General features: G+C 52.5%; 11 protein-coding genes and 1 pseudogene. All 12 read left to right on the top strand.

Annotation, left to right across the window (positions count from 1 at the left end; all coding sequences use genetic code 11):
• The first annotated feature begins 10 nt into the window (after positions 1-10).
• The 12 genes and pseudogenes from FH603_RS07775 (at position 11) to FH603_RS07720 (ending at position 16,651) form a co-directional block, all read left to right on the top strand.
• The gene (locus FH603_RS07775; RefSeq protein WP_186736895.1) at positions 11-544 is read left to right on the top strand and encodes a VOC family protein; all 534 of its coding nucleotides are present in this window, start codon (positions 11-13) and stop codon (positions 542-544) included.
• A 193-nt stretch (positions 545-737) separates the two neighbouring features.
• Complete coding sequence (locus FH603_RS07770) at positions 738-2,333, top strand: glycoside hydrolase family 43 protein (protein ID WP_186736894.1); 1,596 nt, start codon at positions 738-740, stop codon at positions 2,331-2,333.
• Between the two features lie 25 nt (positions 2,334-2,358).
• The gene (locus FH603_RS07765) at positions 2,359-4,305 is read left to right on the top strand and encodes a glycoside hydrolase family 97 protein (RefSeq protein WP_186736893.1); all 1,947 of its coding nucleotides are present in this window, start codon (positions 2,359-2,361) and stop codon (positions 4,303-4,305) included.
• A 92-nt stretch (positions 4,306-4,397) separates the two neighbouring features.
• Positions 4,398-5,251 (top strand): annotated as a pseudogene (locus tag FH603_RS07760) (sialate O-acetylesterase).
• A gap of 263 nt (positions 5,252-5,514) precedes the next feature.
• Positions 5,515-6,408, top strand: a complete 894-nt coding sequence (locus FH603_RS07755; protein WP_208493166.1) for an alpha/beta hydrolase — start codon at positions 5,515-5,517, stop codon at positions 6,406-6,408.
• 43 nt (positions 6,409-6,451) lie between these two features.
• Entirely contained in the window at positions 6,452-8,125 is a 1,674-nt protein-coding gene (locus tag FH603_RS07750; RefSeq protein ID WP_186736892.1) for a GH39 family glycosyl hydrolase, read from the top strand.
• 69 nt (positions 8,126-8,194) lie between these two features.
• Entirely contained in the window at positions 8,195-9,361 is a 1,167-nt protein-coding gene (locus FH603_RS07745; protein WP_186736891.1) for an esterase, read from the top strand.
• Positions 9,362-9,528: 167 nt separating this feature from the next.
• Positions 9,529-11,490 carry an alpha-L-fucosidase gene (locus FH603_RS07740; RefSeq protein WP_235985568.1) on the top strand — a complete coding sequence of 654 codons (1,962 nt, stop codon included), beginning with the start codon at positions 9,529-9,531 and terminating at the stop codon, positions 11,488-11,490.
• Positions 11,491-11,686: 196 nt separating this feature from the next.
• Complete coding sequence (locus FH603_RS07735; RefSeq protein WP_186736889.1) at positions 11,687-12,850, top strand: esterase; 1,164 nt, start codon at positions 11,687-11,689, stop codon at positions 12,848-12,850.
• 11 nt (positions 12,851-12,861) lie between these two features.
• Complete coding sequence (locus FH603_RS07730) at positions 12,862-13,941, top strand: esterase (RefSeq protein WP_186736888.1); 1,080 nt, start codon at positions 12,862-12,864, stop codon at positions 13,939-13,941.
• Positions 13,942-14,112: 171 nt separating this feature from the next.
• Positions 14,113-15,219, top strand: a complete 1,107-nt coding sequence (locus FH603_RS07725) for an alpha/beta hydrolase-fold protein (protein ID WP_186736887.1) — start codon at positions 14,113-14,115, stop codon at positions 15,217-15,219.
• A gap of 154 nt (positions 15,220-15,373) precedes the next feature.
• The gene (locus FH603_RS07720) at positions 15,374-16,651 is read left to right on the top strand and encodes a family 8 glycosyl hydrolase (RefSeq protein WP_186736886.1); all 1,278 of its coding nucleotides are present in this window, start codon (positions 15,374-15,376) and stop codon (positions 16,649-16,651) included.
• Positions 16,652-16,672 lie beyond the last annotated feature (21 nt).

Below are 16,672 nucleotides of genomic sequence, written 5' to 3'. Positions count from 1 at the left end.
TCTTTTCGATATGAACAAAGCGATAATGACTGTTTATAAATGTGTCAAAATAACACTATTTGTATTTGGGTGCATACTGAGTGCGCAGGCACAGTCCAATTTTAGCAGCAAAGTGATTGGCGTAGGCGTTGTAGTCGCCGACATCGACCGTTCGCTGGACTTCTACGTTAAGGGTATCGGCATGGTCAAAACGGGCAACTTCACCATCAACGAAGATTTCGGGAAACGTTCCGGTCTGACCAATGGCGTAGCGGTGGCGGTCACCATTCTGAAGCTCGAAAACAGCCCCGAAGCCACCGACTGGAAACTGATGAGTTTTGGCAATAAAGCAGCACACCCGAAGCCAAAAAAGATTCAGGACGATACGGGCATGCAGTACATCACCATTCAGGTGAAAGCCCTGCAACCCATCATCGACCGGCTGACGCAGATGAAGGTGCCGTTTCTGGGTAGCACGCCCACACCCCTGAACGACAAAGCGCACTTCGTTTTTGTGCAGGACCCCGACGGCAATTTTATAGAACTGATCGGACCGCTTCAATGATCGGGGGAATCGTAGGTCTGTTTGTTTTTGTCATCCCGAGGAACGAGGGATCTTCGGCAACAGGCTTTTTTAGCATTTGCCGAAGATCCCTCGTTCCTCGGGATGACAAAAACACAGGATGACAAAAAAGCGGATGACAAGAATACAGGATGATGAAAAAACCTTTTCAAAACTCTTACAGTCAACTGATTACATGAAAATCATGTTTACTCGATCTGGTTTGTCGCTTGTGCTACTGCTGTTCATGTGTAGCCTGCCCCACTTTGGGGGGGGTACTGCCCAGGCGCAGACCGCCAAAAATCCGGTCATTTTTGCCGACGTACCCGACATGGCTATGATTCGGGTGGGCAAAACGTACTACATGAGCAGCACCACCATGCACCTAAGTCCGGGGTTGCCCATTATGAAGTCGAACGACCTGATCAACTGGCAACTGGTGGGCTATGCGTATGACACGCTGACGAGTGTAGATGCCATGAGCCTGACCAACGGCAAAAGTACCTACGGGCGCGGGTCGTGGGCCAGTAGTCTGCGCTACCATAACGGTACGTATTACGTGAGCACCTTTGCCCAGACCAGTGGCAGAACCCACGTCTACACCACCAAAAACATTGAAAAAGGCCCGTGGTCAGCAGTGTCGTTCAAACCGTCGTACCACGACCACAGCCTGTTTTTTGATGACGACGGCCGAACGTACCTGATCTACGGCGCGGGCAAGCTCCGGATAGTTGAACTCACGGCTGATGCTACGGGGGTGAAGCCCGGCACGACTGAACAAGTGCTGATCGAAAACGCCAGCACACCGTCGGGCACGGGTGGCGGTCTACCCGCCGAGGGGTCGCAACTGTTCAAGGTGAAGGGCAAATATTACCTGTTCAACATTAGCTGGCCGCGTGGCGGTATGCGGACGGTGGTGATCCACCGCGCCGATAAGCTGACCGGTCCGTGGGAAGGTCGAATTGGCCTTCAGGACATGGGTGTGGCGCAGGGTGGCCTGATCGATACGCCCGATGGAAAGTGGTATGCCTACCTGTTCCGCGATTTTGGCGGGGTGGGCCGCATTCCGTATCTGGTGCCCGTCAAATGGGAAGACGGCTGGCCGGTACTGGGCGAAAACGGCAAAGTGCCCGAAACGCTCGACCTCCCCGCCAGCAAAGGCCTGATTCCCGGCATTGTGCATTCCGACGAATTTACCCGCAAAAAAGGCGATCCGGCCTTGCCGCTGGTGTGGCAGTGGAACCACAATCCCGACAACAGCCTGTGGTCGGTTTCGGAGCGAAAAGGGTACCTGCGCCTGAAAACTGGCCGTACCGACACCTCGTTTGTGATGGCCCGTAATACGCTCACCCAGCGCACCATCGGCCCCGAAAGCACAGGTGCCACCCTGCTCGATGCGTCGAATTTGAAAGACGGTGATTTTGCGGGCTTGAGCCTGTTGCAGAAAAACTACGGGCTGGTGGGCGTGAAAGTCGAAAACGGGAGCCGGTCGATTGTCATGGTCAGTGCCAGTTCGGGGAAGCCGGTGGAAATACAGCGGGTTCCGTTGAGCCAGAAAATGGTCTACCTGAGAGCCGAGTGCGACTTTAAAGCTCGCAAAGACCTCGCCCATTTCTTCTACAGCCTTGATGGCAAAACGTGGACCGCCATTGGCGAACCGCTGAAAATGCCCTACACCATTCCGCACTTTATGGGCTACCGGTTCGGCTTGTTCAATTACGCCAGCAGCCAGACGGGCGGTTTTGCCGACTTCGATTACTTCCGTATTGACGATAAAATCTTCGGAAAATAAAGCATAATCGTTTACGAAAAACAACATGAATTATTCCTTTCTCCTTCTACTATTAACCGCATTTTGGGCAAATGCTCAAACTGGCAATTCAGTTATAAGCAGCCCGGATGGGAAATTGCTGGTAACGGTATCGCTGGAAAATGGCAAGCCAGTGTATAGTGTTTCACTAAATGGTAAATCGTTTTTGACGAAATCACCACTTGGCCTGAAAACAAATGTGGGCGACTTTTCTGAAGGGCTTGTTGCAGGAAAACCGGCGACAAATTCCAAAATTGACAAGTCGTATGAATTGCCAAACATCAAAAAAAGTAAGATCCATTATGTAGCTAACGAAGCCATAATTTCTCTCTCAAAAGAGACCCTGCCCGCTATCGACATTACGTTCAGGGTGAGCAATAACGATGTGGCCTTCAGGTACAAAGTGTATCCGCAAAAAGCGTCTCGTTCGTGCGTCATTAATGAGGAGGTGTCGGGGTTTTTGCTGCCAGCCGGAACAACCACGTTTCTGTCGGCGCAAAGCAAAGCGATGGTGGGTTTTGCCCGAACCATGCCAAGCTACGAAATACCTTACACGGTTGACGATACGCTGGGCAAAAACGGCCGGAATAACGGCTACACGTTTCCCTGCTTATTCAAAGTTAATAACAACGGTTGGGTGCTGATTTCTGAAACGGGCGTTGACAGCCGGTACTGCGGCAGTCGCCTGATGGGTCATGCCAACGGATTATATACCATCGGGTACCCGATGCCGGATGAAAACAACGGCATTGGAACCTCAGCACCGGGCATTCCCCTCCCCGGTGAAACACCCTGGCGGACGATTACCGTCGGCGAAACGCTGGCCCCAATTGTCGAAACAACCGTGCCCTTCGATGTGGTTGAACCCCGTTACGAGGCATCTCAAAAATACGAGTACACAAAAGGGTCATGGAGCTGGATTATTGGAATGGACGGCAGAACGGTCTATAACGAACAGATTCGGTACATCGATTTCAGCGCGTCAATGGGCTATAAAACCGTCCTAATCGATGCGCTTTGGGACACGCAGATTGGCCGCGAAAAAGTAGCCGAATTAGCCACCTACGCGGCAAAAAAAGGGGTGAGTCTCTACTTGTGGTACAACTCAAACGGCTACTGGAACGACGCCCCACAAGGGCCACGGGGCATCATGGACAACACCATTGCCCGGCGCAAAGAAATGGCCTGGATGAAGCGGATCGGCGTAAAAGGCATCAAAGTCGATTTCTTTGGCGGGGATAAGCAGGAGACCATGAAGCTGTACGAAGACATTCTGTACGACGGCAATGACTACGGAATCCTGTGCATTTTCCACGGGTCAACGCTCCCGCGTGGCTGGGAACGAATGTATCCCAACTACGCGGCAAGCGAAGCCGTTCTGGCCAGCGAAAACCTCGCTTTTTCGCAACGAAGCTGCGACATGGAAGCATTTAATGCCACCATACACCCGTTTGTGCGCAACACCGTAGGCAGTATGGATTTTGGCGGTAGTGCGCTGAACAAGTTCTACAACGCGAACAATACCCCCAACCGAGGGTCGAAACGGGTTACGTCGGATGTCTATGCGTTGGCAACGGCGGTCCTGTTCCAGAGTGGTGTGCAACATTTTGCCCTGGCTCCCAACAACCTCACCGACGCGCCGGACTGGGCGATCAACTTCATGAAATCCGTACCGACCACCTGGGATGAAGTCCGGTACATAGACGGCTATCCGGGCAGGTACGTTGTGTTGGCGCGTCGTCAGGGTACGAAATGGTATGTAGCTGGTGTGAATGCCCAAAAAGAACCGCTTAAACTGAAACTGAAATTACCCATGATTGCCGCAGGAACTGAGTTCACACAATACAGCGACGATGCGCAGTTGACGGGCAAAATGACCACGGCAAAACTTCAAAAAAATCAGGAAGTAGACTGGATAATCCCGACAAACGGGGCTGCTCTTCTTGTGCAGTAAAGCCTTTGTATAGGTCAATCCAAGTCAACAAATAGCCGCGCTCAGTTCAGCGTCACTAACAGTAGACGACACTTCCTAAACTGTTTAAACACATGAAAAAGAAACTGAGTAGCTTTCTGTTAATCGGGCTATTGCTGCTGAATCTGAACACGTTTTCGCAGGACAAAAACTTCCATATCTACCTCTGTTTTGGTCAGTCCAATATGGAGGGAACGCCAAAATCGAGCCGCAGGATACGGTCAATGTGAACCCCCGTTTTCAGGTAATGGAAGCGGTCGACTGCCCCACCATCAACCGGACAAAAGGAAATTGGTACACCGCCGTTCCACCTTTGTGCCGCTGTAAAACCGGGCTGACCCCCGCCGATTATTTTGGCCGGGAGTTGGTCGCCAATCTCCCCGAAAAGGTACGGGTGGGCGTGATCAATGTAGCCATCGGCGGTTGCAAAATTGAACTGTTTGACAAGGATCATTACGAATCGTATGTCGCGACGGTGCCGGGCTGGATGAAAAATTTCATTAACGAGTACGACGGCAACCCCTACGCCCGACTGGTCGAGATGGCGAAACTGGCGCAGAAAGACGGGGTCATCAAGGGCATTTTGCTGCATCAGGGCGAGTCGAACACCAACGATACGCTCTGGACGAAAAAAGTGCAGGTCGTTTACGATAATCTGATGAAGGACCTGGATCTGAAACCCAAGAAAGTGCCATTGCTGGCGGGCGAAACGGTTAACGCGGATCAGGGTGGTATTTGCGCGAGCATGAACAGAATCATTGCCTCGCTTCCGCAAACGATCAAAAATGCACACGTGATTTCATCGGCGGGCTGCACCGATTCGGCCGACAACCTGCATTTCAACGCGGCTGGCTATAGAGAATTAGGCAAACGCTACGCTACGCAAATGCTTTCATTGCTGGGTTACAAACCGACCGAGACGAACTAGGAAGGGTGTAAGCGAACGTGATGCTTTTGTCATTCGACGCAGTTTGTCATCCGGCTTTTTTGTCATCCCGAGGAACGAGGGATCTTCGGTAGATGAAAAGAAAGCCTGCTACCGAAGATCCCTCGTTCCTCGGGATGACAAAAGAACCGGATGACAAGAGAGCCGGGATGACAAAAGACAGGATTACCCTAAACCACAGTAAAATGAACCGTTCTAGTTTCCCTAAATTGGTCAGTACCAAGCGATACACGGCCATGAAATCAATGGCCTTGGCCGCCTTATCCGGCTGGCTATTCGCTTCATCTTTTACCGCCAACGCACAGGAAATCATAGCGTTGTATGCTGGAACTGTGCCCAATTCGAAAGCGTCGGATGTGCAGGAGTCGGGGGCAGACAAGGGTGTAATCAAGGGCATTACCAAGCCTACCCTAGAGTACTTTAAGCCCGCACCCGACAAGGCGTCCGGGGCGGCTGTTATCATCATTCCCGGTGGCGGCTATGGCGTGGTTGTGTATCAGGGCGAGGGAATCAATATGGCCAAAGCATTGGCCGAACAAGGAATAGCGGCTTTCATCCTGAAATACCGCTTGCCTAGTGACGCCATCATGCCCGATAAAAAAATCGGCCCGTTGCAGGATGCCCAACAGGCTATCAAACTGGTTCGTGAAGGGGCTGCTAAGTGGGGTATTGATGCCAATAAAATAGGCGTTATGGGTTTTTCGGCAGGCGGCCATCTGGCTTCGACCGCAGCCACGCATTTCGAGAAAGCGTATGTCGACAACGCCAGCAACACCAGTTTACGCCCTGATTTTCAGATACTGATTTACCCGGTCATCAGTATGCGCGACAGCCTGACGCACGGCGGCTCGCATGATGCGCTGCTGGGTAAAAACCCGTCGCAGCAGGATCTCGATCTCTTTTCCAACGAGCTACAGGTACGGGCCAACACGCCCCCAACGTACCTGACCCACGCGGCCGATGATAAACTCGTCGACGTGGACAACAGCATTATCTATTTCGAAAAGCTGAGACACCTGAAGGTGCCCGTCGAAATGCACATCTATCCCAAAGGCGACCACGGCTTTATTTTCCGGCACCCCGGCTGGATGGAGCCGCTGTTCGACTGGATGAAAATTAATCAGTGGATCAAACCCTGAGCCATTCATACACTAACCGCCAGTATAACAAAGCCCTATAGTCATGAAACGTAACCTCTTTCTCTGTTTTCTCCTGCTTAGTTTCCGGGTTGCCTTCGGGCAGCAGGCGCCGGTTTCGATTCGGGTCGATGCCGCAAAACCGGTGGGCGACATGAAGCCGTTCTGGGCGTTTTTTGGTTACGACGAGCCCAATAATACCACCCGGAAAGACGGCCAGAAATTGCTAACTGAATTGCAGCAGTTAAGCCCCGTTCCGGTCTACGTTCGGGCGCACAACCTATTGACCTCCAAAGGCGAAAGCCCCGGTCCCGATCTGAAATGGGGCTTTACCGATGCGTATAAAGAAGATGCATCAGGCAAGCCGATTTACAACTGGGTAACGGTCGACAGCATCGTGGATACGTATATCAAGCGGGGGATGAAGCCGCTGATGGAAATTGGGTTTATGCCCAAAGACCTGTCATCGAAACCCGAGCCCTACGCCCACACCTGGAGTAAGAACGGTACCATCTGGACCGGCTGGACGTACCCACCAAAAGACTACGACAAATGGCGGGAGTTGGTCTATCAATGGGCTAAGCACTCCGTTGACCGCTATGGAAAAAAAGAGGTAGCAAGCTGGCTTTGGGAAGTCTGGAACGAGCCGGACATTGGTTACTGGTCAGGTACGTTCGACGAATACTGTAAGACCTACGATTTTGCCGCCGACGGACTAAAACGCGCCTGTCCCGAATGTACCATTGGCGGGCCGCACACGACCAGTCCACGCAGCGACAAAGCGTACAGTTACCTGACCCGCTTTATCGAACATTGTCTGCGGGGGCAAAATTACGCCACCGGCAAAATCGGTACGCCCCTGCAATACATCGGCTTTCACGCCAAGGGGAATCCGGAGATTGTGGACGGGCATATTCGCATGAATATGGGCGTGCAGTTGAAAGATGTGCAGCGGGCGTTTGAAGCGGTCAATTCATTTCCTGAGCTGAAGAACATCCCGATCATCATCGGCGAGTGCGACCCCGAAGGTTGTGCTGCCTGCTCGGCCACGCGCGACCCCAAATATGGCTATCGCAACGGCACGATGTATTCCAGCTACACGGCGTCCTCGTACGCCCGCATCTACGAATTGATGGATCAGTACAAAGTGAACTTGCGCGGGGCCGTGAGCTGGTCGTTCGAGTTTGAAGATCAGCCTTGGTTTGCCGGTTTCCGCGATCTGGCTACGCACGGCGTGGATAAGCCCGTACTGAACGTGTTTCGGATGTTTGGCAAGATGAACGGCCAGCGACTTTCGGTGCAAACCAGCAAGGGTCTGATGGCCGCCAACATCATCGCCAATGGCGTGCGGGCCGAAAACGATGTTAGCGCCATTGCAAGCAAAGGCAAAAATTCGGTCTGTGTGATGGTCTGGAATTACCACGATGATAACGTACCTGGCCCGGCCGCCCCCGTTGAGTTGACCGTGAACGGACTTGGCAAGAACAAGGTGCAGGTTCATCACTACCGGATCGATGATGCGCACAGCAATTCGTTCGAGGCATGGAAGGCGATGGGTAGCCCACAGCAGGTATCAACCGATCAGTACAAGGCGCTGGAAAAAGCGGGGCAGCTTCAGGAAATGGCACCGCCGACGTCGAAAGCGGTGGCGAACGGAACAACGAAGTTGACCTTCGACCTTCCCCGACAGGGTGTATCACTGGTTCAACTAACCTGGTAGTACCATGAAAAGTAGCCCTATATCTCAGTCACTGCTTACCCATTTCGACCTACCTAAACGCCCTTTCCGATGACTAAGAGCAACCAGTTTATTAATTCAAAAACGCCCGGTTTCCGCCGATTCAGGCTGTACGTGGGCTTAGTCTGTACCGCACTTTTCGTGGCTGGTCCCGTTCTGGCTCAGCCCCCAGGCAGCCCCGTCGTGGTGTCGCCACAGGTCAATGCCGACAATACCGTTACGTTTCGGTTGCTGGCTCCCTCGGCCAAAGAGGTGAAGTTGAATGCCCAGTTCGAAAAAGCGGCCTTGCCCATGACCAAAGACGCGCAGGGCGTTTGGAGCGTTACAACCGGCCCGGTGAAGCCGGATATGTACCCGTACGCGTTCAACGTAGATGGTCTATCGATAGCCGACCCCAAAAATTCTGCGCTCTTTCCAAATGAAGGGTTTCAGAACAGCGTGGTTGAGATAACGGGAAGCGCGCCCCTCGTTCACAGCCTTCAAAACGTACCCCACGGCACCCTGTCGTACCGCTTCTACCAGTCGCCCGAACTGGGGCAGCGGCCCGTATTGGTGTACACCCCGCCGGGCTACGAAACAGACACGAATACGGCCTACCCCGTACTTTACCTGCTGCACGGCACCACCGATACCGAAGAAACTTGGACCAAAGTAGGCCGCGCCAATATCATTCTGGATAACCTGATTGCCCAGGACAAAGCCAAACCCATGATCGTGGTGATGCCCTACGGTCGGGCTTATCCGGCTATTAGCAAATCGTCGGGTAGTTTACGGAACTGGGATAACCTTCAACTAATAAAAAAAGATTTTCTGGTGAATCTCTTTCCGTTTGTCGACAAAAATTACCGGGTGAAAAAGGATAAAGACAGTCGGGCTATTGCCGGTTTTTCCGGCGGTGGTGGAACGAGCCTATTCATCGGTCTGAACAACCCCGACCTGTTTAGCTGGGTCTGCGGCTTTGCACCCGGCATGTTGAAAGACGAATTTGATCGCAACAACGCTACCGCCTTCGCCAACCCTGCCCTCACCAATCAGCGGCTGAAACTATTCTGGATTGGCGTCGGGAAAGACGATGGCCTGTACCCAATTATCGATGAGTATCTGAAGGTGCTCGACGAAAAGAAGATCAAGCACGAAACCCTCATTTCAGAGGGTGGGCATACCTGGATGAACTGCAAATTGTACCTGAGCACGATTGCGCCAAAATTATTCCGATGAGTCTAGTAGGTCTCTTTTCATGTGTAACCAAGCACCCCCAGACAAAAAAACGTTTTTGTCTGGGGGTGAGCCTGCTATTGATCGGTTGCCGCCTTGCCTTTTCACAATCGACACCGCCACAACCCGTTGGCCCCCTGCCCAACGAAAATCAGTTGCGTTGGCAAAAAATGGAGTATTATGCCTTCATCCATTTTTCGATCAATACCTATACCGACATGGCCTGGGGGCTCGGCAACGAAGACCCAAAGCTGTTTAATCCGACAAAGATGGACTGTCGGCAGTGGGCGCGTATCTGTAAAGAAGCCGGGATGAAAGGCATTATTTTTACCGCCAAACACCACAGCGGATTCTGCCTGTGGCCCTCGAAATACACCGACTATTCTATAAAAAATGTGCCCTGGCGAAACGGGAAGGCCGATATCGTACGCGAACTGGCCGATGCCTGTAAAGAATACGGCTTGAAATTCGGCGTGTACCTGTCGCCCTGGGATCGAAACCACGCCGACTACGGAAAGCCCGAATACATCACCTACTTCCGCAATCAGTTAACGGAACTGTTGACCAACTACGGCGATATTTTTGAAGTCTGGTATGACGGAGCCAACGGCGGATCGGGTTATTATGGCGGGGCGAACGAAACCCGGAAAATCGACTCGAAAACGTATTACGACTGGCCGAATACCTACAAACTCGTTCGCAAACTCCAGCCCAACATCGTCATCTGGAACGATGGTGGCGACCGGGCCGACCTGCGCTGGGTGGGCACCGAAGCCGGGTACGTGGGCGAAACCAACTGGAGCTTATTGAATTCGACAGGAGATGTGCCCGAGCAAATGCTGCGGCATGGCGTCGAAAATGGCAATGCCTGGGTTCCGGGTGAGGTAAACACCTCCATTCGGCCGGAGTGGTTTTACCACGAGCGCGAAGACCGAAAAGTGAAAACCCTGCCCCAGTTGATGGATACGTACTACAACTCCGTTGGCCGAAACGGGACGTTGCTGCTCAATTTTCCGATCATGCCCAGTGGTTTGATTAATCAATTGGATGAAAAAGCTGTGCAGAGTTTTGCCAAAGCGAGGAATGAAGCGTTTGCGGTGAATCTGGCCAAAAATGCAACCGTGACGGCCTCACAATCACGCGGAAAAAGCGCGGCTTACGCGGCCAGTAAGACTATTGATGCCGATTTGGACAGCTATTGGGCAACGGATGAAGCCGTTCGTACCGCATCGTTAACGCTCCAGTTTCCTAAACCCACATCGTTCAATCGCTTTCTGGTGCAGGAACCCATTCGGTTAGGGCAACGCGTCAAATCGTTTACGGTGGAGGCTTTCGTCAACGGCAATTGGAAAGAAATTGCAAAAGAAACCACCATTGGCTACAAACGTATTCTTCGCTTCCCGACCGTCGAAGCCACGCAACTTCGCCTGACCATTTGGGACGCCAAAGGGTGCCCGTTGATCTCGAATCTCGAAGTCTACAAGGCCCCGCTGATTCTGACGCCCCCGATGATCACCCGCAATCAGGCCGGGGATATTCTCATCAAAGCCGGTGATACCGAGTCGGAATTGTACTACACACTCGATGGCAGCACGCCAACCGCAAGTGCGGTCAAATACACGGCTCCTGTGAAAACCAGCAGCGGTAAAGTCGACCTGAAGGCGATTGCTTACAATCCGTTTACCAAACAAAGCAGTGTACTCAGCGAAGAAAAATTTGACGTAGCCCGTAGCGCCTGGAAAATCGTGAGCACGGAGTCGAAGTCGGCGTATCAGGCGTTGGATGGCAACCCCGGCACGTCCTGGCATCAGGACAAGAAGCAGCCCATGCCTGCCGACCTGATCATTGATTTGGGGAAAGCGGAAAATCTGACGGGTTTCAAATACCTGCCTGCCCAAAACTGGTGGGAAGAGGCCAGCATCATCACCCATTATGAATTTGAGGTGTCTACCGATAACAAAACCTGGAAGCGGGTCAGTGAAGGTGAATTTTCAAACATCAAAAACAGCCCGTTCTGGCAAACCAAACCATTTGCGCCGATCCGCGCCCGGTACATCAACCTGCGGGCGTTGAAAAACACGCAGGAAGGTTCAGCGTCGGGCTACGCGGAAATTGACATTGTTACCCAGTGAGTGAGTTTTTGTCATACGTCGTTTTTTATCATCCCGTGTTTTTTGTCATCCCGAGGAACGAGGGATCTTCGGTAAATGCTAAAAAATGCCTGCTACCGAAGATCCCTCGTTCCTCGGGATGACAAAAAACACGGGATGATAAAAAACGCTGGATGGCTAAAACAAAAAATAAATTATCCCTAAACCTTAATAAACTATGAACCAACAATTAACGCGTCGAATAGGGCTTTTTTGGGCCGTATTCTGCCTGTACAACGGGGCAATGGCCCAACCGCCCCGTGGCCCGCTGGTGGTGTCGCCACAGGTGAATGCCGACAAGACCGTTACATTCCGGTATCAGGCTCCGCAGGCAAAAGCGGTGGAACTGAGTGCGCAGTTTGAGAAAGCGTCGGTGCCCATGACTAAGGATGCTCAGGGTATCTGGAGCGCAACGGTCGGCCCCGTCAAACCCGACATTTATCCGTACAACTTTCGGGTCGATGGTATATCGGTGATGGACCCGGCTAATGTCGCCTTTTTCCCCAACGAGCGGTTCAAAGCCAGCCTGGTCGACGTACCCGGCGATACGCCCCTGATCCACGCCCTGCGCGACGTACCCCACGGCTCGATCAACTACGAATACTACCCGTCGATGGAGAGGACAACCGGTTCTGTGGTGGTCTATACGCCACCAGGTTACGACCAGAATCAGGCGAAGAAGTACCCGGTGTACTACCTCATCAGCGGCACGACGGATACCGAAGAGACCTTTTTCAAAGTCGGCAAAACCAACCTGATTCTGGATAATCTCATCGCTGAAGGCAAGGCCAAACCGATGATCATTGTGATGCCCTATGGCAACATAGCCGCGCGGGTATCCGAGCAAACCGGTGGCCAGAAACCCGCCGACCCGACCGTGCGCGATGGGGCCGATGCAGTGAAACGAGCCAACGATTTCACGACGGATCTGGTAAGTAATGTCATTCCCTACGTCGAGAAAAATTACCGGGCTATTGCTAACCGCGAGAACCGGGCTATCGGCGGATTTTCGCGCGGGGGAGGGCAAACGCTCCGGGCGGCCTTTAGTAACATGGATAAATTTGCGTGGGTGTGCGCATACAGTTCGTACCTGTCGCCCCAGGAGATGGAGCGCAGCTATCCAACCATCGTCAGCAATGCCGGTAATACCAATAAACAACTCAAGCTGCTGTGGGTGAGCGTGGGGAGCGACGATTTTCTGTACAAAGGCACGGTGGAGTTTATGGATTACCTGAAGGCCAAAAAGGTGAACTACAAAAGCCTGATTACCGGCGGGGGGCACACCTGGATGAACGTCAAAACGTACGTAGCCGAAACGACTTCGTTACTCTTCAACCCCTAAACACCACGCCGATGAAACGCATTTTATTTCTCTTACAAGCCGTTCTGGTACTGGGTGCTACGGGCATGGCCCAGCAACGCCCGCCATCCATCAGTTCGCCCGATGTTCACGCCGATCATAGCATCACGTTCCGGTATTTTTCCCGAAACGCGAAGAAGGTGATGGTTTTCGGTGAGTTTCTGGCGACTCCGGTCGCCATGATCAAAGACACATCGGGCATCTGGAGCGTAACGGTGCCCCCGGTAAAGCCCGACATTTACCCGTATAGCTTTATGGTCGACAGTGTGTCAATGGCCGACCCGAGCAACACCTACATTTTCGCCAACGAACGGTTCAAGCGCAGCATCGTCGACGTACCCGGTGATAAACCGCTGGTGCATTCGCTGCAGAACGTACCCCACGGCAAAATCAGCTACCGCTACTACAAGTCCGGTACGTTGGGTACTACGCGGCAGTTATTGGTGTACACCCCGCCCGGTTTCAACGCCAATGGCAAAACGAAATACCCGGTGCTGTACCTGATTCACGGTGGCTCCGATACTGAAGAAACCTGGACGAAAGTGGGCCGCGCCAACCTGATCGCCGACAACCTGCTGGCGCAGGGAAAAGCCAAGCCCATGCTGATCGTGATGCCCTACGGGAACGTTCGGCCCGCACCCATGCCCGATTTCACAAAAGACATGGTGAACGACATCGTTCCGTTTATCGAAGCCAATTACCCGGTCGTCAAGGAAAGCAAAGGCCGGGCGGTGGCTGGCTTTTCGGTCGGTGGCGGGCAGACGCTGAACATCGGCCTGACAAACCCCGATAAGTTCGCCTATATCTGCTCGTATGCGCCGTATACGGCTACGGATGAGTTCAAAACGAACTTTGCAAACTGGTCGCCCGACGCGGCTAAGCTCAACAGCCAGCTGAAATTATTCACCATCAGCGTGGGCACCGAGGATTTTCTGTACGAGCCCGTAAAGCAGAACATCGCGATGTTTACCGAGAAGAAAATCAAGGTCGAACCGCTCATCGTACCGGGCGGACACACTTGGATGAACTGCAAACTGTATTTGGCCAATACGTTGCCGCAGCTTTTTAAATGAGTTCGTTTTTTTGTCATCCCGGCTTTTTTGTCATCCCGACGACAGGAGGGATCCTCGGTAGATGAAAAGAAAGCCTGCTACCGAAGATCCCTCGTTCCTCGGGATGACAAAAAAAACGCACTCAATGACAAAAAATCAATTCAAACCATATTCCCTTAAACCAATACTCAAATGACCTTTAAGCCACTAGCGGCTCTATTTGTAGCCGCTTTACTCAGCACCACCTGCTTCGCGCAGACAATCCAAGAGGATTTTAAACCCTCCTCCCTAAATCAGCCGGGGCAGGAATACCCGATGGTGAACTCGCAGGGCTACGCCCGATTCCGTATCAACGCACCCAAAGCGGATAGTGTAAAAGTAAGCCTGGGACTGGGCGGCCGGGGAGGCACTAAACTCGCCAAACAGGCCGACGGATTCTGGACAGGCACCACGGAAGGCCCGATGGATGAGGGTTTCCATTACTACAACATCACGATTGATGGCGGGAAATTTAACGATCCAGGTGCGCTGAATTACTACGGTTCCGTTCGGTGGGAGAGTGGCATTGAAATACCGGCGCATGATCAGGATTTCTACGCGTTGAAAGACGTACCCCACGGCAATGTGCAACAGGTTCTGTTTCCCTCGAAAAGTACCGGCACCTCGCGCCGGGCGTATGTGTACACGCCACCAGGATACGAAAAAGATAAGTCGAAAAAGTACCCGGTGCTGTACCTGCAACACGGCTGGGGCGAAGATGAAACGGCCTGGAGTAATCAGGGACACGCCAATCTGATCATGGACAATCTCATTGCCGACAATAAGACAAAGCCCTTCATCATTGTGATGACCTACGGCATGACCAACGAAGTGAAATGGGGCAAAATCCGGGATTTTAAGATCGAACCCTTCCAGACCGTGCTGACCGAGGAACTGATTCCCTACGTGGACGCCAATTTCCGCACCCTCGCTAACCGTGATAACCGGGCGATGGCGGGCCTGTCGATGGGTGGCATGGAAACCAAAACGATCACCCTCAATAAGCCGGAAACGTTTGGGTACTATGGCCTGCTCAGCGGTGGTCTCTATGCGCCGGAGGATATCAAGGGTAAGCCAAAAGCGAAGCTTATTTTCATTAGCTGCGGCAGCAAAGAAAAACCCGATGGCGTAACGAAAGCGGTGGCCGACCTGAAAGGGGCCGGGTATAATGCGGTCTCCTACGTATCCGATAAAACGGGGCACGAATTCCAGACCTGGCGTCGCAGCCTGCACGAGATGGCGCCGTTGCTGTTTAAGTAGCAAGTCTTTTTTTACGCTTGTTTGTCATCCTGTGTTTTTGTCATCCCGAGGAACGAGGGATCTTCGGTAGCAGGCATTTTTTAGCATTTACCGAAGATCCCTCATTCTTCGGGATGACAAAAACTCACCTTAAGTACGATACTCAACCTATTTTATGGTACAATCAATTGGAATAAACCGAAAACGCAGGATCAGTTTGTGGCTGATACTGGCTGCGCTATGTATTGGCCAGGGTGTCGTCCTGGGGCAAAGCAAAAAGACAAATAAGCCAGCCTACCGGAATCTGTTTCGGGAAGCAGGATACAAACAGACCGACATCGACGCCAAACTGGCGAAAGCCTATTTCGACGTGTTTGAAGGTCCGAACAAAGTCTATTTTGAGGTGGGCGACACGATGGCCTATGTGTCGGACGTGAAAAATAAAGACGCCCGGACCGAAGGACTGTCGTATGGCATGATGGTGGCTGTTCAACTGGATAAGAAAGATGTGTTCGACCGGATTTGGCGGTGGTCGAAGAAGTACCTGCAACACCAGAGCGGCCCACGGGAAGCGTATTTTGCCTGGAGCATCAACACGCAGACGATGAAGAAAAACTCGGAGGGGTCGGCGTCGGATGGCGAGTTGTACTACATCACCAGCCTGCTATTTGCGGCCAACAAATGGGGCAACAACACGGGCATCAATTACTACGGAGAAGCCCGGCGGATTCTGGACGCCATGTGGAAAAAAGATGGCACCGGCAACATCTATAACCTGATCAACACCGACGCCAAACAGATTTCGTTTGTGCCCGAAGGCAACAACTATACATGGACCGATCCGTCGTATCACCTGCCCGCGTTTTACGATACCTGGGTGATGTACGCCAAAGACGGGCATGAGCAGTTCTACAAAGAATGCGCCGACACGTCACGCGTATTTCTGCATCGCGCCTGTCACCCCGTCACCGGCCTCAACGCCGATTATACGGAGTTTAGCGGCAAACCACACGACACCCGCTGGTCGCCCTCGGCCTTTCGCTACGATTCGTGGCGGGTGCCCATGAACGTTGCGATGGATTATACCTGGTCGGGGAAAGACAAGGCGTGGCAGGAAGACTATGCCAAACGGTTTCAGGGGTTCCTGCGCTCAAAAGGTATGGATACGTATGACGATCAGTTCAATCTGGATGGTTCGCGGCCCGAGTTTATCCTTCAGGCGGGGCCGGTAAAGAAGCTCCGGCACTCCATCGGCCTGGTGTCTACGTCCGCTACGTTGTCGCTCGTCAGTAAAGACAAGAACAGTCTCGATTTTGTGCATGCCCTATGGAAAGCCAAACTGGAGCCGTTCGAGGATGGCTATTTCGACCCGTATTATGATGGGCTGATGCACCTGTTCAGTATCATGCATTTGAGCGGTAACTACCGGATTATCACCCCGCAGGGTAAGTAGTCATCTCAATAAATGCTTAAT

Origin of the sequence: Spirosoma utsteinense (assembly GCF_014282275.1) — a bacterium.
Taxonomy (GTDB): domain Bacteria; phylum Bacteroidota; class Bacteroidia; order Cytophagales; family Spirosomataceae; genus Spirosoma; species Spirosoma utsteinense.
The sequence above is the reverse complement of the archived record's forward strand: the minus strand, read 5'-3'. Positions and strand labels throughout refer to the sequence as shown.